The following is a 22,462-nucleotide window of genomic DNA, read 5'->3' on the forward strand; positions in this document are numbered from 1 at the left end:
CCATGTCCAACAGGTCGGCATCTCCGGGGGGAACCCTCGCCTTCCGCCGGATGTGGGCCGACCTCGAGACCGTGGGGCTGGACGCCGACTCCGGTGGGTACCGGCGCTTCGCGTGGACCCGCACCGACCACGACCTGCGGGAGTGGTTCGCCGGGGAGGCCCAGGCGCGCGGGCTCGACCTGACGACCGACCGGATGGGCAACCAGTGGGCCTGGTGGGGCGACCCCGACGCCGCCGTCGCCGCCGGCACCCCCGGGCTCGTCATCGGCTCGCACCTCGACTCCGTGCCCGACGGTGGCGCGTTCGACGGCCCGCTCGGCGTCGTCAGCGCGCTCGCGGCGCTCGACGAGGTCCGCGCGAGCGGCCTCGCGCCCGCCCGGCCCGTCGGGGTCGTCAACTTCGCCGACGAGGAGGGCGCCCGGTTCGGGGTCGCCTGCGCCGGCTCCCGCGTCATCACCGGCGCGATGTCGCCCGACCGCGCCCGCGGCCTCAAGGACGCCGACGGCCTGACGATGGCCGAGGCGATGCACGCCGCCGGCCGCGACCCCCAGTGGCTCGGGCGCGACGACGAGACGCTGGCCCGGGTCGGCACCTTCGTCGAGCTGCACGTCGAGCAGGGCCTGGCCCTGGACCACCTCGGCCACGCGGTGGGGGTCGGCAGCGACATCTGGCCGCACGGCCGCTGGCGCATCGACGTCCCCGGCGAGGCCAACCACGCCGGCACCACCGCCCTCGACGAGCGCGAGGACGCGATGCTCGGCCTCGCCGCCGCCATCATCTCCGCCCGCCGCGCGGCCGAGGAGCACGCCTGCGTCGCGACCGTCGGCAAGGTCGAGGTCGTCCCCGGGGGCGTCAACGCCATCGCCAGCTGCGCCACCGCCTGGCTCGACGCCCGCGGCACCGACCCCGACGCGGTGCGCCGCGTGGTCGCCGACGTCCGCGACGTCGTGTCCGACTTCGACGCCCTCGTCACCGAGGAGTCGTGGACGCCGGTCACCGACTTCGACCCGGTGCTGACCCGCCGCATCGCGACCCTCCTCGGGGGCGTCCCCGTCATCGGGACGGGCGCCGGCCACGACGCCGGGATCCTCGCGAACGCCGGCGTCCCGACGACGATGCTGTTCGTGCGCAACCCGACCGGCGTCAGCCACAGCCCCGACGAGTGGGCCTCGGCCGACGACTGCCTCAGCGGTGTCGCGGCCCTCGCCGCCGTCGTCACCGACCTCGCCGGGCCGCCTGCTGCATGAGCACGTTCTGGTGCGAGCACGCGGTGCTCCCCGGGGGCACCCGTCGCCACGTCCGGGTCGCGACCGAGCGCGGGCGCATCCTCGAAGTCCTCGCCGAGCAGCCGATCCAGCCGGGCGACGTCGTCCTGCGCGGTCTCGTCCTGCCCGGCCTCGCCAACGCCCACAGCCACGCCTTCCACCGCGCGCTGCGCGGGCGCACCCACGGCGGCGGCGGCAACTTCTGGACCTGGCGCGAGGGGATGTACGCCCTCGCCGGCCGGCTCGACCCCGACTCCTACCGTGCTCTCGCGACGGCGGTGTTCGCCGAGATGGTCCTCGCCGGGTACACGGCCGTCGGGGAGTTCCACTACCTCCACCACGCACCGGGCGGCACGCCGTACGACGACCCCAACGCGATGGGCCTGGCGCTCGTCGACGCGGCGCGGGCGGCGGGCGTCCGGCTGACCCTCCTCGACACGGTCTACCTCTCCGGCGGGCTGACCGGCTCGGGCCACGTGCCCCTCGACCCGGTGCAGCAGCGCTTCTCCGACGGCTCCGCCGAGGGATGGCTCGAGCGGGTCAGCGCCCTGACCGCCGACGAGCACTGGCGCGTCGGGGCCGCCGTGCACTCGGTGCGGGCCGTGCCGCTCGACGACCTCGCCGTCGTCGGTGACGTCGCGGGGCGGGAGCACTGGCCCCTGCACGCGCACCTGTCCGAGCAGCCCGGCGAGAACCTCGCGTGCGAGTCGTTCTACGGCCGCACGCCGGCCCGCCTCCTCGCCGACGAGGGGCTGCTGACCACCGAGACCTCGCTCGTCCACGCGACGCACCTGACCGACGACGACATCCGCCTCATCGGCGGCGCCGAGGCCACGGCGGTGTTCTGCCCGACGACCGAGCGCGACCTCGCCGACGGCATCGGCCCGGCCCGTGCGCTCGCCGACGCCGGGGCGCACCTGGCCGTCGGGTCCGACCAGCACGCGGTCGTCGACCCCTTCGAGGAGGTGCGAGGCGTCGAGATGCACGAGCGCCTGACGACCCTCGAGCGCGGCCGGTTCGCCCCCCTCGACCTCCTCGCGATGGGCACGCTCGACGGCTACCGCTCGCTCGGCTGGGCCGACGGCGGCCTCGTCGCGGGCGGTCACGTCGCCGACCTCGTCGCGGTGCGCACCGACAGCCCTCGCACGGCCGGCGCCGCGCTCGACCAGCTCCTCTACGCCGCCACCTCGGCCGACGTGACGGACGTCGTCGTCGGGGGCGAGCACGTCGTCAGCGCAGGCGTGCACCGGCTCGGCGACGTGGGCCGCCTGCTCGCCGAGGCGATCACGGCGGTGCGTCGATGAGTCCGGCTGCGGCGCAGCCCACCTCGGCAGGCACGCACCTCGTCACGGGCATCGGGCAGCTCGTCACCTGCGCGGGCCCGGACGGCGACCTGCCGGTCGACGACCTCGCGACCCCGGCCGACGAGCGGCTCGGCGTCCTGACCGACGCCGCGCTCGTCGTCGAGGACGGTCGCGTCGCGTGGGTCGGCCCCGCCGCGCAGGCGCCGGCCGCCGACCACGTCACCGACCTCGGCGGCCGCGCGGTCGTCCCGGGCTTCGTCGACAGCCACAACCACCTCGTCCACGCCGGCGACCGCTCGGCGGAGTTCGTCGCCCGGATGGCCGGCACCCCGTACGACGGCGGCGGCATCGGCGTCTCGGTGGCGGCGACCCGTGCGGCCACCGACGACGAGCTGCGCGCCCTCCTCGCCGCGCGCGTCGCGCAGGCCCGGGCGCTCGGCACGACGACCCTCGAGGTCAAGAGCGGCTACGGCCTGACCGTCGAGGACGAGGTGCGCGCCCTGCGCCTGGCCGGCGAGGTCACCCCCGAGACCACCTTCCTCGGGGCCCACGTCGTCCCGCCCGAGGCCCGCGCCGACCGCGCCGGCTACCTCGACCTCGTGACCGGCCCGATGCTCGCCGCCTGCGCCCCGCTCGCCCGGTGGGTCGACGTCTTCTGCGAGCCGAACAGCCCGCACGCGTTCACCGGCGAGGAGGCCCGCGCCGTCCTCGTGGCCGGGCGCGACGCCGGGCTCGGGCTGCGCGTCCACGGCAACCAGCTCGGCCCCGGGCCGGGCGTGCGCCTCGCGGTCGAGCTCGGCGCCGCCAGCGTCGACCACTGCACCTTCCTCGACGACGCCGACGTCGCGGCCCTCGCCGACGCGGCCGCCACCACCGTCGCGACCCTCCTGCCGGGGGTCGAGTTCTCGACGCGGATGCCCTACCCGGACGCCCGGCGCCTCCTCGACGCCGGCGCCTCCGTGGCCCTGGCCTCGGACTGCAACCCCGGCACCTGCAACACGGCCTCGATGCCGTTCGTCGTCGCCCTCGCCGTCCGCGAGCTGCGGATGACCGCGGCCGAGACGCTCGTCGCGGCGACCGTGGGCGGGGCCCGGGCCCTGCGCCGCCCGGACGTCGGGCGCATCGCGGTGGGCGGGCGCGCCGACCTCGCGGTGCTCGACGCACCGGGCCACGAGCACCTGGCCTACCGGCCGGGGATGCCCGTGGCCCGCGCGCTCGAGCTCGGGGGAGCCGTCAGCTGATCGGCTGGGTCCGGATCTCGGTGGGCAGGTGCCCGGCCGAGCGGCGGTAGTACTGCGCAGCCTTGCGCTCGGTCAGGGTCCGGGCGGCACCGACGGCCAGGCCCATCGCGGCGGCGTAGGCGAGCGCCTTGACCGCCGGGGCGTCGGGGTTCTTCGGGTTGATCTCGTCCTGGCCGGCCTTGGCCCAGACGAGGTTGACGAGCTTCGTGGCGACGATCCCGGCGAGGACGGGCCCGCCGGTCCCGAGGAGCTTCCAGGCGAGCTTGCCCATGGTCGTACCTCTCGATGGTTGTGCAGGTCAGGCGGCTGCCCGACCGGTCCTCGCCACTGTAGTGCGGACGGGGATATGCTCGGGGCGTCCAACGACAGGGGAGCGCCCAGGCGCTGAGAGTGCGGTCCGACCGCAGACCCTCGAACCTGATCCGGTTAGCACCGGTGGAGGAAGTCGGGAAATCTCAGGTGTGCTCCGTCGTCGCCGGCCCGTGGGGTCGCGCGCCGGCGGGTCGCCCCTCCCCGAGGTCGCACACCGACCACGGGAGAAGCACTGCACATGGCCATCACCACCGACGCCCCCGCGCGTCGATCCGTCACCGCGACCGGGCCCCTGGCGTCCTGGCGCACCGTCGACATCATCACCGTCGCGTTCCTCGGTGCCGCCTTCGGCATCGTCTTCTGGGGCTGGGCCTTCGCCTACGAGCCCCTGAGCAAGCTCGTCACCGTCGCGTACGTCCCGCTGACCGGGCTGTTCGCCGGCACCTGGTTCCTCGCCGGCGTCGTCGGCGGGCTCGTCGTGCGCCGGCCCGGCGCCGCCCTCTTCTGCGAGGTCGTCGCCGCGCTCGTCTCGATGCTCCCCGGCACCCAGTGGGGGGCGTCCACCCTCGTGAGCGGCGTCCTGCAGGGCCTCGGCGCCGAGCTCGCCTTCGCGCTGCTCGGCTACAAGGCCTGGGGCCCGGGCGCGGCCCTGTTCGCCGGCGCGCTCTCGGCGCCGTTCGAGTGGGTCTTCGAGGTCGTCAAGTTCCCCGCCTCGTGGGCCGACCTGCCGGTCCTCGGCTCCCTCGCCGGGGGCGGCGGCTGGTACGCCGAGCTCGTCCTGCGCGACAAGATCGCCTACCTCGGGGCGCTCGGCGTCTCCGGCGCGGTCATCGCGGGCGGGGTCGGGTGGCTGCTCACCCGGCAGCTGGCCCGGGCGGGGGCGCTGTCGGCGTTCCCGGCCGGCCAGGAGGTCCGGGAGGCCCGGGCTGTCTGACACCGTGCGCACCGCGCGGCGCGGCCACGTCGAGGTCGCCGGGCTCACCTGGCGGCCGGTCGGCCGGCGCGAGCCCGTGCTGCGCGACGTGACGCTCACCCTGCGCCCCGGCGAGCGGGTCCTGCTCGCCGGGGCGTCGGGGGCGGGCAAGTCCACCCTCCTGCGCGCCCTCACGGGGATGCTCGGCTCCCTCGAGCCGGGCGACCTCGACGGCGCGGTCACCCTCGACGGCGTCGCCCCGGGGGAGCGCCCCGGCGCGGTCGGGCTCGTCCTCCAGGAGCCGGGCAGCGGCGTCGTCGCCGCGAGCGTCGGCCGCGACGTCGCCTTCGGCCTCGAGAACGTCGGCGCCGACCCGGCCGGGATGCCCGCCGTCGTCGAGCGCTCGCTGGCGGCCGTCGGCCTCGGCGACCTGCCCCTCGACACCCCCACCTCGGCCCTGTCCGGCGGCCAGACCCAGCGGCTCGCGCTCGCCGGCACCCTCGCGCTCGACCCCTCTCTCGTCCTCCTCGACGAGCCGACGGCGATGCTCGACCCGGCCTGCGCCGCCGAGGTCCGGGCCGCGGTCGCCGCCCTCTCGGCCGACGACCCGCGCACGCTCGTCGTCGTCGAGCACGTCCTCGGGCCGTGGGTCCCGCTCGTCGACCGGCTCGTCGTCCTGTCCGCCGACGGGCGCGTCGCCGCCGACGGCCCGGTCGACGAGGTGCTCGCCACCGAGCGCGACCTCCTGCTCGCGATGGGCCTCTGGGTGCCGGACGAGCCGGCGCCCACCCCGCTCGCCGTCGACCCGGCCCTGCTCGCGCCCGTCCCCGCGACCCCCGGGCAGGCGGCGCTGGCGGCCGACCCGCTGGCCGTGGACCGCACCGTCCGCCTCGTCGACGGCTCGACCCGCACCGTGCGGGCGGCGGTGCTCGAGCAGCCGCTGCGCGCGGAGGCCGGCGACCTCACCGTCCTCGTCGGCCCGAGCGGCTCAGGCAAGTCGACGGTGCTCGCCGCGCTCGCCGGCTTCCTCGACCCCGTGCCCGACGACGCCGTCCGGCTGGGCCCCGGCCCCGACGCGGCCGACCCGCGCCGCCTCGACGCCCCCGGCCTCGCGGCCCGCCTCGCCTGGGTGCCGCAGTGGGCGAGCTCGACCCTCGTCGCGGGCACCGTGCTCGACGAGGTCCTCGTCACCTCCCGGGCGCTGGGCCGCGAGGGACCGGACGAGGAGGCCCGCGCGCTCGCCCTCCTCGACGCCCTCGGGCTCGCGCCCCTCGCCGCGGCGGACCCCCGCCACCTCTCCGGGGGCGAGCAGCGGCGCCTCGCCGTCGCCGCGGCGCTGCACCACGGCCCGCCGGTGCTCCTCGCCGACGAGCCCACGGTCGGCCAGGACCGCCACACGTGGGCCGCCGTCGTCGGCCTCGTCGCCGCCCACCGCGCGGCCGGGGGCGCGGTCGTCGCGGCCACGCACGACGCCGAGGTCGTCGCCCGCGCGGACCGGGCGCACCACCTCGACGCCCCGCCGCGCCCGCCGGCGGAGGCGGCGGCCCGCGTCCCCCTCGCCGCGCGCTGCGGCCCGCTCGCCCTCCTCGCCGGCGCGATGCTCGGCATCCCCGCGGGGGTCGTCTCGCCGCACTGGAGCACCTCCCTCGCCGTCCTCGCGGCCCAGGTGGTGCTCGCGGTGCTCGCCCTCGCGGCGCCCGGCGCGGGCCCGACGCCGAGCGGCCGGGTGCGACGGGTCCTGCTGCGCACGCTGCCCGGGGCGCTCGCCGCGCTCTCGACCGGCTGGTCGACCTGGTGGCTCGCCGGGCACGACGTCGACACCGCGCTGACCGTCGCCCTGCGGGTGCTCGTCATCGTCGTCCCGTCGGCGGTGCTCCTGCCGTGGGTCGACCCCGACCGGCTCGGCGACCACCTCGCCCAGCGCCTGCACCTGCCCGACCGCCCGGTCGTCGCGACGGCCGCGGCCCTCCAGCGCGTCCACACCTTCGGGGCCGTCTGGACCGAGATCGGCCGGGCCCGACGGGTCCGCGGACTCGGGGTCCGGCTGCGCCGGCCGGCGGAGGTCGCCCGGCACCTCGTCGCGTCGACGACGGGGCTGCTCGTCCGCACGCTCGGGGCGGCCGTCGAGCTGGCGGTGGCCATGGACTCCCGCGGCTTCGCGACCGCGCGGCGGCGGACCTGGTGGGCGGCGGCGCCGTGGCGACCCCGCGACACCCTGCTCCTCGGCGCCGCGGCGCTGCCCCTCGTCGTGGCCGTCCTCGCGCGCTGAGCCCGGCGCGGTGGGGGGCCTCCGTCGACCGCGTGGCAAGAAGCGGTCAAGAAGCGCCCCGGGGTCTGGACCCGGGGGCACCGGCGGGGACATGATCGGCGGCACGGGGTGCTGTCGAGACCACCTCGTGGAAGAGCCCGAACCGCCCGGGGGCAGCGTCGCCCCCGGCGCGGTCCGGTGGAGACGGGGCCGCGGTCGCACCGACCGCGGCCCCGACCCGTCGGTGGGCGCGGGCATACTGGACCCTCGTGTCCGTCGACCCCGTGAGCGCCCCCGAGGCCCGAGTCCGCATCCCCCGTGAGATCTGGGTCCTCATCGCGGCGGCCTTCGTCATCGCCCTGGGCTTCGGCCTCATCACCCCGGTCCTGCCGTCCTTCGCGCAGAGCTTCGGGGTCGGGGCCACGGCGAGCAGCGTCGTCGTCAGTGCCTTCGCGTTCTTCCGGCTCGTCTTCGCGCCCGCGGGCGGGCGGCTCATCGGCCGGCTCGGCGAACGGCCGATCTACCTGGCGGGCCTGGTCGTCGTCGCCGTCTCCACCGGCGCCACGGCCTTCGCCGGCTCCTACTGGCAGCTGCTCCTCTTCCGCGGCCTCGGCGGCATCGGGTCGGTGATGTTCACCGTCTCAGCGGTCGCGCTCATCGTCCGACTGGCCCCGCCCTCGATCCGTGCCCGCGTGTCGTCCGCCTACGCCTCGGCCTTCCTCATCGGCGGCGTCGGCGGGCCGGTCGTCGGCGGCCTGCTCGGCGGGCTCGGGCTGCGCGTGCCGTTCCTCGTCTACGCCGCGGCCCTGCTCCTCGCGGCCGGCATCGTCTTCGTCTTCCTCAAGGACGCCTCGCTGCGCCCGGCCGAGGGGGCCCCGGTCCTACCGGTCATGGGGGTGCGCGACGGGTGGCAGGACAGCGCCTACCGTGCCTCGATCGCGTCCGCGTTCGCCAACGGCTGGGCCAACTTCGGCGTCCGCAACGCGATCCTGCCGCTCTTCGCCGCCGCCGTCATCGTCGACCAGTCCCTCGACCCCGCCACCCGCGAGACCCACCAGGCGCTCGTCGCCGGCACCGCGCTCGCGGTCTTCGCGGCGGGCAACGCCGTCGGGCTCACCGTGGCCGGCCGCACCTCCGACCGGATCGGGCGCAAGCCGTTCATCGTCGGCGGGCTCCTCGTCTCCGGCCTCGCGACCCTCGGCACCGGGCTCGCCACCAACCTGCCGCTGCTCGTCGTCTTCTCGGTCGTCGCCGGGCTCGGGGCCGGAGCGCTCAACCCGGCGCAGCAGGCCTCGCTGGCCGACGTCGTCGGGCGCGAGCGCAACGGCGGCCCGGCCCTCGCGGCCTTCCAGATGGCCTCCGACACCGGCGCGATCATCGGCCCGGTCCTCGCCGGCACGCTCGTCGACCACGGCAGCTTCGGCCTCGCCTTCGGGGTCACCGGGGTCATCACCCTGCTCGCGGTCGTGCCCTGGGTCCGGGCCCGCGAGACCCATCCGGTCCGCCGGGTCGGCGCACCGGCGGCCTGACCGCGGGGAACACCGGCGCCGCGGGGCGCGTTGGAGGATGGCCGCTCACCGACCCGGGAGGTCCGCCATCGCCGTCCAGACCGCTCCGTCCACCGCGCTCGACGTGCTCGACCGGCAGGTCGAGACCCTGCTCCGCCTCGGCTACCCGGCCCTCGCCGGCGAGCCCGAGGCCACCTTCACCGCTCGCCTCGAGCCGCTGCGCGAGGTCGCGGCCGGGCTCGGCGCCCTGCCCGAGCCCGCGCCCGGACGCGCCCCGCTCGTCCTCGTCGTCACCGCGGCGGTCGTCGACCCCGAGAAGACCGTCCCCCTCCTGCGGCTGGCGCCGCGGGGCACCCGGCCGGGCATCGTCGACCGCAACCACGGGGCGGAGGGCCTCGCGCCCTACCGCCCGATCGAGCCGGTGGTCCTGCCCGCCCCGGACGCCTACCTGCTGCTCGACGTCGACCGGGGCGAGGAGTTCCTCGGCGTGCGGCCCGAGCAGGCGCTCCCCGTCGTCCTCGGGCGCGGCCGGACGCCGCTGACCGTCGAGGAGGGCGTCGCCGTGGTCACGCACGCGCCGGAGCTGCTCGAGAAGAACCGCTGCTTCATGCTGTCCGGCTCGCGCCGGGGAGACCGCCGGGTGCCGGCGATGTGGATCAGCGGGCGGGCGCCGAAGCTCGGCTGGTGCTGGGACGGCAACCCGCACACGTGGCTCGGGGTCGCCTCCGCCGGCGCACGGCGGGCGTGAGGTCCGGGCGCGGCACCGGTCCCTACTCCGGCGCCGCACCCGGCTTCCCCTGCCCCGCAACCGTACTGCCGATGAGGTCCACGCGCGAGGAATGACGTCCGTGTCGCGCGCGCGGCGTACGCCTCAGTCGTCGGCGCCGGCCTCGCGCACCTCGCGCGGCATGACGAGCGAGGCGAGGAGCATCGTCACTGAGACGGCGGCGGCGGCCACGAACACGGCGCCGAGGGCCGGGGCGAGGACCCCGGAGGGCAGCGACTCCAGGTCGGTCGGGGCGCCGCCGAGCCGGTCGCGCACGACGGTGTTGGCCACGGCGCCGAAGGCCGCGACGCCGACCGCGCTGCCGACCGAGCGCGCGAAGATCGACGCGCTCGTCGCGACCCCGCGCTCGTGCCACGGGACCGCTGACTGGGCCGCGACGAGGGAGGGGCTCGCGACGTACCCGAACCCGAGACCGAGGACGAGGCAGGCGGCGGCGAGCTGCCACACCGAGCTGTCCGGGCCGACCGTCAGCAGCAGCGCCGAGCCGGCGACCGCGAGGACGGAGCCGATGAGCATCGTCGCCCGGAAGCCCAGCCGCAGGTAGAGGCGGCCCGAGGTGGAGGCGGCGACCGGCCAGCCGAGGGTCATCGCCGCGAGGGCGAACCCGGCGACGATGGCGCCGGCGCCGAGCACGCCCTGGGCGTAGAGCGGCACGTAGGAGGTCAGGCCGAGGAGCATGACGCCGACGACGAGCGAGACGAGCATCGCCCCGCCGACGACCCGGTGCCGGAAGACCCAGAGCGGCAGCACCGGCTCGGCGGCGTTCCGCTCGACGACGACGAAGGCGACGAGGAGGACGGCGGCGCCGACGAAGAGCCCGATGCTCGCCGGCGAGCCCCACGACCACAGGACGCCGCCCTCGAGCAGGCCGACGAGCAGCGCGACCGTGCCGAGCAGGAGCAGCAGCGTCCCCGCCCAGTCGATGCGCGGGCGGGCGGTCACCGGCCGCGGCGACTCCTGGAAGCGGCGCCAGAGCATCCAGCCGGCGGCCGCCCCGAGGGGCAGGTTGACGAAGAAGATCCAGCGCCACGACAGCGCCTCGGAGAAGAACCCGCCGAGGGTCGGGCCGACGAGCGAGCTGATCGCCCACACCGACGCCACGTAGCCCTGGACGGTCGCCCGCTCGGCGACGGAGTAGATGTCGCCGATGATCGTCATCCCGATCGGCTGGATGGCCCCCGCGCCGAGGCCCTGGACCGCCCGGAAGGCGATGAGCGAGCCCATCGACCACGCGAGGCCGCACAGGAGCGAGCCGACGACGAAGAGCACGACGCCGACGAGCATGACGTTCTTGCGCCCGAGGAGGTCGGCGACCTTGCCGTAGACGGGCACCGACACCGCCTGCGCGAGGACGTAGATCGAGAACAGCCACGGGAACTGCGAGAGGCCCCCGAGGTCGCCGACGACCGCGGGGACGGCGGTCGCGAGGATCGTCGAGTCGATGGCGACGAGGCCGGTCGAGAGCATCACCCCGAGGAGCACCGGCCCCCGCTCGGAGCGCAGGCCGACGGCGGACCGGGGGACGCGGGTGGCGGAGGAGGACGTCACCGAGGGGCCAACCCGTGCCCGGCCGGGGGCATTCCGCGGGTTCGACGTGGTCGCGCCTGCGGGGTGGGAGCGCCGGGGTCTAGCGTGCCGCCGTGAGCACCCTGACCGACGTCGAGCGCCGCGTCCTCGACGCCCTCGACGAGGACGCCCTCGTCCCCTCGCTCGTCGCGCTCGTGCGCGTCCCGAGCGTCACAGGGACGGCCGCCGAGTCCGAGGCCCAGCACCTGCTCGCCGGATGGTTCGAGCGGGCCGGGCTCGAGGTCGACCTGTGGTCGGAGGACCTCCCGGCGCTGCTCGCAGACCCCGGCTTCCCCGGGCTCGAGGCGCCGCGCGAGGAGGCGTGGGGGCTCGTCGGGACGACGCCGGGCACGGGGGCGCCGGGGCTCGTCCTCAACGGGCACGTCGACGTCGTGCCCGTCGGCGACCCCGGCGCGTGGCGCGACGACCCGTTCGCGGCCGTCGTCCGCGACGGCCGGCTGCACGGGCGCGGGGCCTGCGACATGAAGGCCGGCCTCGTCGCGAACCTCGCGGTGGCCGCGGCGCTGCACCGCTCGGGGGTCCGGCTGGAGCGCCGGCTCGCGGTGCACTCGGTCGTCGGCGAGGAGGACGGCGGGCTCGGGGCCTTCGCGACCCTGCGCCGCGGGCACACCGGTGACGCGGTCGTCATCACCGAGCCGACCGGCGGCCGGCTGCTCACCGCCAACGCCGGCGCCCTGACCTTCCGGCTCGAGGTCGGCGGCCTCGCGGCCCACGGCAGCACGCGGCTCGAGGGGGTCTCGGCGCTCGACACCTTCGGCGTCGTCCACGCGGCGCTGCGCCGGCTCGAGGCCGAGCGCAACCGTGACGTCGACCCGCTCTTCGCCGGGTCGGGGCTGCCCTACGCGCTCTCGGTCGGCACCGTGCGCGCCGGCGACTGGGCCAGCAGCGTGCCGGACCTGCTCGTCGCCGAGGGCCGCTACGGGGTGGCGCTCGGGGAGGACCCGCAGGACGCCCGCGACGCCTTCGAGCGGTGCGTCGCCGAGGCCGCGGCCGGGGACCCGTGGCTGCGGGAGCACCCGCCGGTCGTCACCTGGCCCGGCGGTGCGTTCGCGTCCGGTCGGCTGCCGGCGGGCCATCCGCTCGCCATCGAGGTCGCCGACGCGGCCCAGGCCGTCGGGGCGCCGCGACCGGCCGCGGGCGGGGCGCCGTACGGCTCGGACCTGCGCCTCTACGCCGCGACCGGCGTGCCGACGCTCCAGTACGGGCCGGGCGACGTCCGGCTCGCGCACTCACCGCGTGAGTCCGTCGACCTCGCCGAGGTCGTCCGGGTCACCCGGGCCCTCTGCGTCCTCGCCACCCGCCGCCTCACCGCCCCGGCCCCCTGACCCACTCCTATCGCGAACGTGTGTGAACTCGCCGGGGATCACCGGCGTGTTCACACACGTTCGCGGGAGGACCGGCCGGGTCGGGGGGTTCCGCCGGCGGCCCGCGCCGCCTAGCGTCGGGTGGGTCAGCAGCGTCGCGACGAGAGGACCCGCCATGCCCCTGGAGAACCCCTTCTACACCACCGAGATGCAGGGCCCCTACGAGCTGCGGTCGGTCGGCCGCTTCGAGCTCGAGGAGGGCGGCGTCATCCCCGACCTCCAGCTGGCCGTCGCGACCTTCGGCGAGCTCAACGAGGCCAAGGACAACGCGATCCTGATCCCGACGTGGTTCTCCGGGACGCACGCGACGTGGTGGCAGGTCTACATCGGGGAGGGGCGCGCGCTCGACCCGTCGCGGTGGTTCATCGCCGTCGTCAACCAGATCGGCAACGGCCTCTCGACCTCGCCGCACACGACCGACGACCCGTCCATCGCCATGTCCCGCTTCCCCCAGGTGCGCATCGGCGACGACGTGCGCGCGCAGGAGCAGCTGATGCGCGAGCACTACGGCATCGAGCGGTTCGCGCTCGTCGTCGGCGGCTCGATGGGCGCGCAGCAGACGTGGGAGTGGGCCGTCCGCTACCCCGACAAGGTGCTGCGGGCGGCGCCGATCGCCGGCACCGCGCAGAACACGCCGCACGACGCGCTCTTCACGAAGACGCTCATGGACGCCATCACCAGCGACCCCGGGTTCAGCGGCGGCGACTACGCGTCGCACGAGGACGTGCGCGACGGCCTGACCCGGCACGCCGACATCTGGGCGACGATGGGTCTGACGACGGACTTCTGGAAGACCGAGTTCTGGAAGGGCATCCCGCCGATCGCCGAGGGGCTGGAGTTCTCGACCTACGAGGAGTTCCAGCAGAACTTCAACCGCACGCTCTTCACGATGATGGACCCGAACGCCCTGCTCTCGATGGGCTGGAAGTGGCAGCGCGGCGACGTCGCCCGCAACGTCGGCGGCGACCTCGCGGCGGCCCTCGGGCGCGTCACGGCCAAGGTCTTCGTCATGCCGATCGAGCAGGACATGTTCTTCCCGCCGCGCGACTGCGAGCCCGAGGCCGCCCTGACCCCCGGCGCCGAGGTGCGGATGCTCCACAGCATCGCGGGTCACTTCGGCCTCTTCGGCTTCGAGCAGTCCTACCTCGACGAGGTCGACGCCCACCTGCGCGAGCTCCTCGACACCCCCGTCTGACCCTCCCTCACCGCGAACGTGTGTGAAGAACGTCGGCATCCCGACGGTCTTCACACACGTTCGCGGAGGGAGGCGAGGTCGGGGGCGGGACGGGCTCGGTCGGCGGAGACCTGGACGCGCCTCTCGTCGCGGGCCGTGGGCATCCGCCAGAGGAGGTCGGTGAGGACGGCGGGGTGCGCGTCGACGACGGCCGGGGTCGATGCCTGTCGTCCGCAAGAAAGTCGTTCGCGACCCCATCCGGCCGGCCCCACGGCGCCGAAGCCCTCGTGACGCCACCCGAGGACCGACCGGAGGGAGCACGATGACGCCGCTGATGCCGCGCCTGCTCCGCGTCGTCGTGCTCGCGCTGGGCGGGACCTTCTCCGCCGTGGTGCTGTCCGTGCTCCTCGCCCCGAGCGCCTCGGCCGCCGAGGGCCACGGCCTGCTGGGCCGCGCGAGCGACACGCTCGCCTCCGTGACGGCTCCCGCGGTCGCGCCCCTGGCCGAGCCCGTCGCGCAGGTCGTCGAGCCGGTGGCGAAGCCCGTCGCGAGGGTCGTGGAGCCGGTGGCGAAGCCCGTCGCGAGGGTCGTGGAGCCGGTGGCGAAGCCCGTCGCGCAGCTCGTGGAGCCGGTCGCGCGGGTCGCCGAGCCCGTGACGTCGGCCGTCAGGCCCGTCACCGAGCCCCTCGTCGAGGCCGTCGCGCCGGTGACCGACGCCGTGCTCGAGCCGCTCGCCCCCGTCACCGACGCCCTGGCACCCGTCACCGAGGCCGTCCCCCCGGTCGACGGCCTGCTCCCCGACGTCGACCGACCCGCCGCGGGCCCGGCCCCTGCCGCCGACGAGCCCTCGGCGGACGCCCCGGCGGACGCCGCGTCGGGGCCGTCGGTCACCTCGCCGCCCACCGCGACGTCCGCGCCCCCGGTCCCCACCCCCTCGGCCTCCGCGCTCGTCGCCGACAGCGGTCCCGTCGCGACCCGCGACACCGCCACGACGGGGGCCCCCACCGACCCGACGCCCCACGCCCCGGCCCTCCCCGGGACGCCGCTCGTCCCCTCGACCCCCGCGCCCTCGGCCCCCGGGTCCACCGCGACGGCCCTCGGCCCGCACGCCCCCGACTCCTCCGCGCTCGCCCCCCGGGCGGCGCGCGACGCCTCGGCCCTCACCGCGCTCCCCGCGGGTCACGTGGCCGTCCTCGCGACCCAGGCCTTCCACCGGCCCGGCGTCGCCCCCGACTGACTCGTCAGGTCGATCCCACGCGGCTCCCCGAGCCGCAGGGCGCCCGAGTCCCGACGACTCCGTGCGCCGCACACAGGACATCCTGACGAAAGGTCTGACATGAACACCTGGATCAAGCGATCCCTGGGCACCGCTGCCGTCGCCGGCGGCCTGCTCCTCGGTGGCGCCGCGATGGCGTCCGCCGACGAGGGTTCGAGCGCGTCCCAGAACGCGGCCGACTCCTCCTTCTCCTCGCCGATCCGCATCGGCGGCATCGACCTCGGGGCCACGAGCAGCAGCTCGTCGAGCTCCTCGGTCACCGAGACCCGGACCGACCGGGACGGCTCCGAGGAGTCGACGACGCGCGCGTCGAAGGACTCCTCGAAGAACTCGGTCGGGCTCTCGACCGGCGACATCACGGCCGACCCGTCCGCGGCGGTCTCGTCCATCACGAAGTCCGCCACCTCGCGTGACTCCGACGCCGACGAGAGCAGCTCCTCGTCGAGCACCACGGGCAGGGCCACGGCGAAGGCGCCCGTCTCCGTCGGCGGCCTGAACCTGACCGGCTCGAACGAGCAGGCCTCCTCCGACCAGGAGAAGGTCACCCGCACCGACGAGGACGGCGACACCCGCACGTCGGAGTCGAAGTCGGCGAGCGCGTCGAAGACCGACTACTCCGTCGGCATCGGCAAGCTCACCGCCGACCCGATGGGCGCCCTCTCGGGCGCGCGCAGCGACGAGCTGACGCGTGACGACGAGGACGTCACCGGGGCCTCGACCTCCGAGGCCGCGGGCTCGTTCTCCTCGCCGCTGTCCTTCGAGGGAATCACCGGCGCCTTCTCCGACGAGCGCGCCTCGACGGACGCCCGTCGCGAGACGGTGACCGACGAGGACGGCACCCGCTCCGAGGCCACCCGTGAGGCCCGCGCCTCGAAGACCGTGGGCGGGTTCGACACCGGCTCCTTCACGGCCGACCCGAAGGGCACCGTCGGCGCCACGCGCTCGGACGTCTTCTCGACGGAGGACCGTGACGAGGCCGCCACCCGCTCGACGAGCACGTCGGTGTTCGACCTCGCCGCGCCGTACTCGGCCAGTGGTGGCTCGGGCTCCTTCTCCCGTGAGGACGCCTCGGCGACCGAGCGCGAGACCGTGCGCTCCGACGAGGACGGCACCCTGACCCGCACCGAGCGGGACGAGGACGCCAACGCCTTCGGCCAGACCTTCGGGTTCGACCGCAGCGAGGGTGACCTGTTGGGTTCCTTCCGCAGCACCAGCCTTGTCGACGGGGTGTTCGACAACCGCTGACCCGGGTCGGCGCGACACCGGCCGGCCGGCGACCTCCCGGTCGCCGGCCGGCCCGGTGGCGCTCCCGGACGTGTGTGGGGAACGTCGGCATCCCGACGGTCTCCACACACGTCCGCGGGCGAATCGGGGGATGGGAGAGTGGGGGGATGAGCCACGCCGAGGTGACGATCGACGGACTGCCCGAGCACTACCTCACCCGCCGGCCGGAGGTGGACGACGTCCCGGCCGTCACCGCGCTCCTCGCGGCGCACCAGGAGGCGGCCAAGGGCTCCTCCGCTGTCGACCCGCAGGCGATGGTCGTCCAGCTCGCCGGCACGGGCTCGTGGACCCGCCGCCAGGTGCTCGTCGAGGACGCCGACGGCCGCCTCCTCGCGTGGCTGTCGGTGCACGACCGGGCCGCGGGGCGCACCCTCGTCGAGGTCACGGTCTCGCCGCAGCACGACGCCGCCGATGCCCTCGCCGCGCACCTCTTCGCCGCCGGCGAGCGCTACGCCCGCGACATCGGCCGGATGCGCGGCCTGCGCACGACGCTGCTCGACTCCGGCGCCTACGCCGACGACCCCCGCCAGCAGCGCTGGCTCGAGGCCGCCGGCTACCGGCACACCCGCACGTGGCTGCAGATGACCCGCCCCGTCACCTCCGAGGAGGCGAGCAGCCTGCCCGGCCCGCGCGAGGGCGTCACCGTCCGGCCGGTCGACCGTCACGACGACGGCCTGCCGCTCGCGCAGGACCTCCAGGCGGTGCACCGGGTGCTCGAGGAGTCCTTCCAGGACCACTTCAGCTCCTACCGCGAGAGCTTCCCCGAGTTCGTCATGCGGCTGCGCGAGGACCCCGGCCACCGCTGGGACCACTGGTGGCTCGCGACGGTCGAGGGTCCGGAGGGGCCGGTGCCCGCCGGCGCCGTCGTCTCGTCGGTCCTGCGCCCCGACGCCGACGGCATCCCCGGCAGCTACGTCGACTACATCGGCGTGCACCGGACGGCCCGCGGCCGCGGGGTGGCGAAGGCGCTGCTGCACCAGGTCATCGGCGACGCCGCCAAGCGCGGCCGCAACCGGGTGGGCCTCGAGGTCGACGCCGACAGCCCGACCGGCGCCGACGGCCTCTACGCGTCGATGGGCTGGGTCACCGACTACCGGACGCAGTCCTGGCACCAGGACCTCGACCTCTGACCGGTCGCGGCCCGCGCGTCAGCGGGCGATGTCGACGACGAGCCGGGTCGGGTTCTCCAGCACCGAGACCGTGAACGGCCGCTGACCGCCCCTGAGGCCGATGAACTGCTGGCCGACCCCCTCGAACCCGCCCCAGATGGCCGGCGCCGCCGCGATGCCGGTGCCCTCCAACGTCCGGGGCAGCGGGTCGTCGGCGCTCGGGGCGGACTCGCCGGGCATGTCGACGGTGGAGACGAGCACCTCGAGCCAGGCGTCGCCCGGCACGTCCTTGCGCTCGCCGCTCGGGTCCTCGATCGGCGCGTCGACGTAGTGCACGCGGTAGCTGGGCACCCCGTCGCGCGCGAACTGGTAGACGACCCGGTCGTAGGTGGTGTGGCCGGCGACGCGCGACTCCAGCCCGATGCCGACGCGTCCGCCGAGGGTCGGCCAGTCGCCGCTGGTCCTCTCGTCGAGGGAGTACCCGTCGGGCACCGACGCCGACGGGCTCGGCGAGGCGCTGGGGTCGGCCGTGGCCGACGGCGAGTCGCTCGGCGAGGGCGACGCGGACGGGGAGGCCGGCTCGCTCGTGGACGGCGAGGCCGAGGTCGAGACGGGCGCCGGGTCGTCCGGGTCGGAGGAGCAGCCCGCGACGGCGGCCAGCGCGAGCACGGCCACCCCCACCCCGAGGACGCGGACGGTCGGTGTGCGGCGTCGTGTCGTCATGGCGCCTCCCTTCACGCCTCCATCGTCCTCGACGTGGGGGCCCGTGCGTGGGACCTTCGGCGGACTCGGCCCGGTCCGGGCTCAGCGCACCGTGACCCGCGCGCCGTGTCGGGGCACGCTCGTGATGTTGCGGACCCGCGGACCCTCGGGCGCCACCGACTCGACGTCGTACGCGACGAGGACCTCCCGCAGCACCGCGACGGCCTCCATCAGCGAGAACGACGCCCCGATGCACCGGCGCGCCCCGCCGCCGAACGGGATCCACGTGTGCGGGGCGGGCTGCCCGCCGACGAAGCGGCCGGGGTCGAACGCGAACGGGTCGGGATGGCTCGCGGCCCGCTGGTGGGCGAGGATCACCGAGGCGCCGACGGTGGCCCCGGCCGGCAGGTCGACCCCGCCGACGCGCGCCGGCTCGCGCAGGACCCGCACCACCATGGGGATGACGGGGTGCAGGCGCATCGCCTCCTTGACGAGCGCCTCGAGGAGGTCGTCGTCGCCGGTGCGCGCGGCCGCGCGGGCCCGGGCGCGCAGGGCGGGGTCGAGGCCGACCTCGTGGAGGGTCCAGGCGAGGGCGGTGGCCGTCGTCTCGTGGCCGGCGAGCAGCAGCGTGACGAGCTGGTCGCGCAGCTCGGCGTCGGTCAGGCGCTCGCCCTCGACCTCGACCCGCAGCAGCGTCGACAGCACGTCCGTGCGCAGGGCGAGGTCCGGGCTCGCACGACGGTCGGCGATCTCCTCGTGCAGGAGCGCGTCGAGGGCACGGGTGCGCTCGACCGCCCGCCGCCACATCCCGACGCGCCGCAGCCGGGGCACGGCCCAGCCGAGGAAGACGAGCGGGCTGACGTCGACGAGCTCGCGGACGAGGGGCCGCAGCCGCGCGAGCCGGGCCTCGTCGGTGACGCCGAAGACGACGCGCAGGATGACCTCGAGCGTGACGGCGTTCATCCGGTCGAGCACGGGGAAGGCGACCCCCGGTGTCCAGGAACCGACCTCGGTCTTCGCCAGCCCCGTCACGAGGTCGGCGTAGCCGCGCAGCGCCCGGCCGGAGAAGGCGGGCGTGAGGAGGCGCCGGGCGCGCCGGTGCTCCTCGCCGTCGACGAGCAGCACCGAGTGCTCGCCCATGACCGGCCCGAGGATGGCGTTGGCCTCGCCGGCGCGGAAGACGGCGGGGTCGCCGGCGAAGACGTCGCGGACGGCGTCCGGTGCGCTGACGAGGACGGTGTTGCGGGTGCTGGGGAAGAGCCGGACCGTCACGACGTCCCCGTAGCGGCGGTGCAGCCAGGGCACCCAGCGGTGGCGGAAGCGCATCATCCCGACGCTCTGGACGAGGCGGGGCAGGCGCGGGCCGGGCGGCAGGAGGGCGGGGTCGGCCGGAGGGGTGCGCCGGGCCGCGCGTGCTGCGTCCATGGGTGCCTCCTCCGGTCCCGAGGCTATCGCTGCGGGCGCCGGCGGGTGGGGAGGTCGACGTACCCTGAGCCCATGGGTCCTGAGCGCACGGGTCGACGCGTGGCGCTGGCGCTGGGCGCCGGCGGAGCACGCGGGTACGCGCACATCGGGGCGCTCCAGGTCATCGAGGAGCGCGGGTTCGAGGTCGTGGCCGTCGCCGGCACCTCGATGGGCGCCCTCGTCGGCGGGCTGGCCGCGGCCGGGCGGCTCGACGCCTACACGGAGTGGGTCACCGGGCTGACGCAGTACGACGTGTGGCGGCTGCTCGACATGAACCTCGGCGGGGGCGGCGCCATCCGGGCCGAGCGCATCTTCGCCAAGGTCGGCGAGATCCTCGACGGCACCCTCATCGAGGACTGCGCCGTGCCGTTCACGGCGGTCGCGACCGACCTCAACCACCGGCGCGAGGTGTGGTTCCAGCGGGGGCCGATGGCGACGGCCATCCGCGCGTCCGTCGCGATCCCCAGCCTCGTGACGCCGATCGTCGTCGACGGCCGCCTCCTCGTCGACGGCGGCCTCATGAACCCGGTGCCGATCGAGCCGACCGCCGCCGTCATGTCCGACCTCACCGTCGCGGTGAGCCTCCAGGCCGGGCACAGCACGGGGATGCCCGTCGCGCCGGTGCGCTCGCCGGGGGTGACGAGCACCGTCGCGGGCTCGGTGCGCTCGCTGACCCACCGGGTGTCGGCGCTCATGGGCGGTGGCTCGCACGACACGACGACCGAGGCGCCCGCCCGCGAGATGGTCGCCGAGGACGTCGAGGCGGTCACGGAGGGGGGCGGCTCGCCGGCGCTGGCCTCGGCCCCCGGGTTCTCGCCGGCGCCGAAGGAGCTCGCGTCCGCCGAGATCTTCAACCGCTCGTTCGACACGATGGCCGCGCTCATCACGCGCTACCGGATGGCGAGCAACCCCCCGGACGTCCTCGTCTCGGTGCCCTCCGACGCCTGCCGCACGATGGACTTCCACCGCGCCTCGGAGATGATCGCGCTGGGCCGCGAGCTGACCGAGCGGGCCTTCGACGAGGCGGGATGGTGAGCGCCGCCGGCGTCGGGGCGCTCGCCGACCTCGCCGAGGAGCTCGTCCGGACGACGGCCGGCGAACGGGCCCTGCTCGGCGTCGCCGGTGTGCCCGGAGCGGGCAAGTCGACCCTGGCCGAGGCGCTCGTCGCCGAGCTCGCGCGGCGGCGCGGGGCCGCGTGGGTCGCCCAGGTGCCGATGGACGGCTACCACCTCGCGGACGTCCAGCTCGAGCGGCTCGGTCTCCGCGACCGCAAGGGCGCCCCCGAGACCTTCGACGCGCGGGGCTACGCGGCCCTGCTGCGCCGGCTGCGCGAGGACCCCGAGCGCGACGTGTACGCGCCGGGCTTCGAGCGCGTCCTCGAGCAGCCGCTGGCCGGGGCCGTCGTCGTGCCCGGGGGAGCGCGGCTCGTCGTCACCGAGGGCAACTACCTGCTGCTGGAGGGCGACTGGCGCGAGGCGCGGGCCGCGCTCGACGCCGTCTGGTTCGTCGACGGCGACGACGCCCTGCGCCGGCAGCGGCTGCTGGCGCGGCACGTCGAGTTCGGCAAGACGCCGCAGGAGGCGCAGGCCTGGGTGGCGGCGGTCGACGACCGCAACACCGCGCTGGTGCGCGAGCGGGCCGGTGCCGCAGACCGGGTCGTGCTGGCCACCGACGGGGGCTGGGAGCTGCCGGCGCGCTGACGCCGACGACGCCGGACCCCTCGCGGGATCCGGCGCCGTCAGGATGGGTCGGGTTGCGGCTCAGTCGGACTGGCCGTACAGACCGGCGAGGGTCGAGCCCTCGGCCCAGTGGATGTTCGTGATCGGGTTGCGCGGGTCGTCGAGGCCCTTGTTGTACGTGTAGGCGCCGCTCTCGTAGAGCGCCCAGACGTGGGCGTTGCCGTTCGAGCTCCCGTAGGCGAGGCCCTCGATCATCGAGGGGGCGCGCATGCAGAAGGACGTGGCGTCGGTGACGTCGCCGGTGGAGGCGGTGGACCGCACCCAGACGTTGCCGCGGTCGTTGCGGCCGTAGGAGGTCGCGAAGACGAACCGGGACCCGACGGTGGTCATCCCCTGGGTCTTCGCGGGGACGGTGCGCTTGGTGCTCGTGTAGGTGAGGGAGCCGTCGCTGTTGGGCCGGTAGCGCCACATGCTCTGGTGGCTCGTCTCCGAGAAGTCGCCGGTCCAGACGTACCCGCCCTGGGTGCCGAGGAACGAGGCCTTGCCGGCGACGTCCTGGGTGTCCTTGGGGGTGTAGGTGTGGTTGTTGTTGGCCGCCAGGAGCACGGACCTGACCCCCGACGCCGACCAGTAGCGGACGATGCCCTCGCCGCCGACGTAGACGTACCCCCCGGCGACGGCGATGCCACCGGCGTGCGTGGTCGGGATGAGCATCCGGCCGAGGCTCTCGCCGCGGTCCGGGCCGCTCAGCCACACGCCGAAGACCGCGCTCGGACCGTCGGGAGTGCCGTTGCCGTTGTCGTCGTGGTACGCCGAGATGAGCAGCACGTCGTCGGTGCCGCGGACGTCGTTCCAGTAGGCCAGGCCCTGCGGCACGTAGCGGCCGTCGAGGAGGCCGGCCGGGACCGCGACGCTGTTGTGGAAGGTGTCGTCGTACGTGGCGCTCGCGGACGGGCCCGGGTAGAAGTCCGAGCTGCCGGTCGTCGTGCGGCACATCGAGTCCTCCGCGACGGCCGCGCCCGGCGTCGCGACGGTGACGAGCCCGCCGAGCGTGACGGCCGCCAGCGCGGCGGCCAGGGTCTTCAGTCGTGCCATGTCGTGTGGTCTCCCCTCGTGGGGCGGCGCCGGTGCGCCGCCGTCCCGGTCACCGTAGGCCCGGCGGGGCCCGGGGGACATGGGGAGCGCTCCCCTGGGGTCCGCGCAGGGGTGGGCGGCGGCCGGCGAGCCGCACTCTTGATGGGCGAG

At 75.8% G+C, this 22,462-nt stretch carries 19 protein-coding genes and 1 riboswitch; of the genes, 14 read left to right on the forward strand and 5 right to left on the reverse strand.

The window, feature by feature from the left end; translation table 11 throughout:
- Nucleotides 1-2 precede the first annotated feature (2 nt).
- From HL663_RS05475 to hutI, 3 genes are read left to right on the forward strand one after another with little or no spacing between them, the layout of a single operon-like run.
- Nucleotides 3-1,247 carry an allantoate amidohydrolase gene (locus tag HL663_RS05475; protein WP_286175958.1) on the forward strand — a complete coding sequence of 415 codons (1,245 nt, stop codon included), beginning with the start codon at nt 3-5 and terminating at the stop codon, nt 1,245-1,247.
- Nucleotides 1,244-2,569 (forward strand): formimidoylglutamate deiminase, encoded by a 1,326-nt coding sequence (locus HL663_RS05480; protein WP_173027421.1) that lies wholly within the window; start codon nt 1,244-1,246, stop codon nt 2,567-2,569. Before HL663_RS05475 ends, HL663_RS05480 begins: the two co-directional genes overlap by 4 nt.
- The gene (hutI, locus tag HL663_RS05485; protein WP_173027422.1) at nt 2,566-3,810 is read left to right on the forward strand and encodes an imidazolonepropionase; all 1,245 of its coding nucleotides are present in this window, start codon (nt 2,566-2,568) and stop codon (nt 3,808-3,810) included. The genes HL663_RS05480 and hutI overlap by 4 nt, the downstream gene beginning before the upstream one ends.
- On the opposite strand, the gene HL663_RS05490 is transcribed toward hutI, so the two are convergent.
- Nucleotides 3,803-4,081 (reverse strand): DUF4235 domain-containing protein, encoded by a 279-nt coding sequence (locus HL663_RS05490; RefSeq protein ID WP_173027423.1) that lies wholly within the window; start codon nt 4,079-4,081, stop codon nt 3,803-3,805. The two genes, hutI and HL663_RS05490, sit on opposite strands and share 8 nt — an antisense overlap.
- Before the next feature lie 86 nt (nt 4,082-4,167).
- A riboswitch (TPP riboswitch) is annotated at nt 4,168-4,271 on the forward strand.
- Nucleotides 4,272-4,360: 89 nt separating this feature from the next.
- Between HL663_RS05490 and HL663_RS05495 the strand changes: the two genes are divergently transcribed.
- The 4 genes from HL663_RS05495 to HL663_RS05510 all read left to right on the forward strand — a co-directional run bounded on the left by HL663_RS05495 (nt 4,361) and on the right by HL663_RS05510 (nt 9,539).
- A complete protein-coding gene (locus tag HL663_RS05495; RefSeq protein ID WP_173027424.1) occupies nt 4,361-5,056 on the forward strand; it encodes an ECF transporter S component in 696 nt (231 codons plus the stop codon).
- Nucleotides 5,057-5,060: 4 nt separating this feature from the next.
- Entirely contained in the window at nt 5,061-7,304 is a 2,244-nt protein-coding gene (locus HL663_RS05500) for an ATP-binding cassette domain-containing protein (protein WP_173027425.1), read from the forward strand.
- Nucleotides 7,305-7,552: 248 nt separating this feature from the next.
- A complete protein-coding gene (locus tag HL663_RS05505; protein WP_173027426.1) occupies nt 7,553-8,812 on the forward strand; it encodes an MFS transporter in 1,260 nt (419 codons plus the stop codon).
- 37 nt (nt 8,813-8,849) lie between these two features.
- Complete coding sequence (locus tag HL663_RS05510) at nt 8,850-9,539, forward strand: DUF5701 family protein (RefSeq protein ID WP_286175961.1); 690 nt, start codon at nt 8,850-8,852, stop codon at nt 9,537-9,539.
- Nucleotides 9,540-9,662: 123 nt separating this feature from the next.
- Here the strand turns inward: HL663_RS05510 and HL663_RS05515 are convergent, their stop codons facing one another.
- Entirely contained in the window at nt 9,663-11,126 is a 1,464-nt protein-coding gene (locus HL663_RS05515; RefSeq protein ID WP_286175962.1) for an MDR family MFS transporter, read from the reverse strand.
- 92 nt (nt 11,127-11,218) lie between these two features.
- Here HL663_RS05515 and HL663_RS05520 point away from each other — a divergent pair, with 92 nt between their 5' ends.
- From HL663_RS05520 to HL663_RS05540, 5 genes are all read left to right on the forward strand, one after another.
- Nucleotides 11,219-12,490 carry an ArgE/DapE family deacylase gene (locus HL663_RS05520; RefSeq protein WP_286175963.1) on the forward strand — a complete coding sequence of 424 codons (1,272 nt, stop codon included), beginning with the start codon at nt 11,219-11,221 and terminating at the stop codon, nt 12,488-12,490.
- A 154-nt stretch (nt 12,491-12,644) separates the two neighbouring features.
- Complete coding sequence (locus HL663_RS05525; RefSeq protein WP_173027427.1) at nt 12,645-13,724, forward strand: alpha/beta fold hydrolase; 1,080 nt, start codon at nt 12,645-12,647, stop codon at nt 13,722-13,724.
- A 313-nt stretch (nt 13,725-14,037) separates the two neighbouring features.
- A complete protein-coding gene (locus HL663_RS05530; protein WP_173027428.1) occupies nt 14,038-14,940 on the forward strand; it encodes a hypothetical protein in 903 nt (300 codons plus the stop codon).
- A gap of 99 nt (nt 14,941-15,039) precedes the next feature.
- Nucleotides 15,040-16,224 (forward strand): hypothetical protein, encoded by a 1,185-nt coding sequence (locus HL663_RS05535; protein ID WP_173027429.1) that lies wholly within the window; start codon nt 15,040-15,042, stop codon nt 16,222-16,224.
- Nucleotides 16,225-16,370: 146 nt separating this feature from the next.
- Nucleotides 16,371-17,393, forward strand: a complete 1,023-nt coding sequence (locus HL663_RS05540) for a GNAT family N-acetyltransferase (RefSeq protein ID WP_173027430.1) — start codon at nt 16,371-16,373, stop codon at nt 17,391-17,393.
- Nucleotides 17,394-17,411: 18 nt separating this feature from the next.
- Here HL663_RS05540 and HL663_RS05545 read toward each other — a convergent pair whose 3' ends face one another.
- Nucleotides 17,412-18,095 carry an AMIN-like domain-containing (lipo)protein gene (locus tag HL663_RS05545; protein ID WP_173027431.1) on the reverse strand — a complete coding sequence of 228 codons (684 nt, stop codon included), beginning with the start codon at nt 18,093-18,095 and terminating at the stop codon, nt 17,412-17,414.
- 81 nt (nt 18,096-18,176) lie between these two features.
- The gene (locus HL663_RS05550; RefSeq protein WP_173027432.1) at nt 18,177-19,499 is read right to left on the reverse strand and encodes a cytochrome P450; all 1,323 of its coding nucleotides are present in this window, start codon (nt 19,497-19,499) and stop codon (nt 18,177-18,179) included.
- Between the two features lie 72 nt (nt 19,500-19,571).
- Between HL663_RS05550 and HL663_RS05555 the strand changes: the two genes are divergently transcribed.
- Nucleotides 19,572-20,573, forward strand: a complete 1,002-nt coding sequence (locus tag HL663_RS05555) for a patatin-like phospholipase family protein (RefSeq protein ID WP_173027433.1) — start codon at nt 19,572-19,574, stop codon at nt 20,571-20,573.
- A complete protein-coding gene (locus HL663_RS05560) occupies nt 20,567-21,238 on the forward strand; it encodes a nucleoside/nucleotide kinase family protein (protein ID WP_173027434.1) in 672 nt (223 codons plus the stop codon). Before HL663_RS05555 ends, HL663_RS05560 begins: the two co-directional genes overlap by 7 nt.
- A gap of 60 nt (nt 21,239-21,298) precedes the next feature.
- On the opposite strand, the gene HL663_RS05565 is transcribed toward HL663_RS05560, so the two are convergent.
- On the reverse strand, nt 21,299-22,312 hold the full coding sequence (locus HL663_RS05565) for a hypothetical protein (protein ID WP_173027435.1): 1,014 nt from the start codon (nt 22,310-22,312) through the stop codon (nt 21,299-21,301).
- Nucleotides 22,313-22,462: the final 150 nt, after the last annotated feature.

The sequence above is a fragment of the Arthrobacter sp. NEB 688 genome (assembly GCF_013201035.1).
Taxonomy (GTDB): Bacteria; Actinomycetota; Actinomycetes; order Actinomycetales; family Dermatophilaceae; genus Phycicoccus.

Excerpts from the sequence above, each read along its gene's own strand:
- HL663_RS05530 (WP_173027428.1), top strand. The coding sequence starts at position 14,038 with ATGCCGCGCCTGCTCCGCGTCGTCGTGCTCGCGCTGGGCGGGACCTTC.
- HL663_RS05475 (WP_286175958.1), top strand. The coding sequence starts at position 3 with ATGTCCAACAGGTCGGCATCTCCGGGGGGAACCCTCGCCTTCCGCCGG.
- HL663_RS05540 (WP_173027430.1), top strand. The coding sequence starts at position 16,371 with ATGAGCCACGCCGAGGTGACGATCGACGGACTGCCCGAGCACTACCTC.
- HL663_RS05490 (WP_173027423.1), bottom strand. The coding sequence starts at position 4,081 with ATGGGCAAGCTCGCCTGGAAGCTCCTCGGGACCGGCGGGCCCGTCCTC.
- HL663_RS05560 (WP_173027434.1), top strand. The coding sequence starts at position 20,567 with ATGGTGAGCGCCGCCGGCGTCGGGGCGCTCGCCGACCTCGCCGAGGAG.
- HL663_RS05510 (WP_286175961.1), top strand. The coding sequence starts at position 8,850 with ATGGCCGCTCACCGACCCGGGAGGTCCGCCATCGCCGTCCAGACCGCT.
- HL663_RS05565 (WP_173027435.1), bottom strand. The coding sequence starts at position 22,312 with ATGGCACGACTGAAGACCCTGGCCGCCGCGCTGGCGGCCGTCACGCTC.
- HL663_RS05550 (WP_173027432.1), bottom strand. The coding sequence starts at position 19,499 with ATGGACGCAGCACGCGCGGCCCGGCGCACCCCTCCGGCCGACCCCGCC.
- HL663_RS05545 (WP_173027431.1), bottom strand. The coding sequence starts at position 18,095 with ATGACGACACGACGCCGCACACCGACCGTCCGCGTCCTCGGGGTGGGG.
- HL663_RS05555 (WP_173027433.1), top strand. The coding sequence starts at position 19,572 with ATGGGTCCTGAGCGCACGGGTCGACGCGTGGCGCTGGCGCTGGGCGCC.
- HL663_RS05495 (WP_173027424.1), top strand. The coding sequence starts at position 4,361 with ATGGCCATCACCACCGACGCCCCCGCGCGTCGATCCGTCACCGCGACC.
- HL663_RS05480 (WP_173027421.1), top strand. The coding sequence starts at position 1,244 with ATGAGCACGTTCTGGTGCGAGCACGCGGTGCTCCCCGGGGGCACCCGT.
- HL663_RS05525 (WP_173027427.1), top strand. The coding sequence starts at position 12,645 with ATGCCCCTGGAGAACCCCTTCTACACCACCGAGATGCAGGGCCCCTAC.
- HL663_RS05535 (WP_173027429.1), top strand. The coding sequence starts at position 15,040 with ATGAACACCTGGATCAAGCGATCCCTGGGCACCGCTGCCGTCGCCGGC.
- hutI (WP_173027422.1), top strand. The coding sequence starts at position 2,566 with ATGAGTCCGGCTGCGGCGCAGCCCACCTCGGCAGGCACGCACCTCGTC.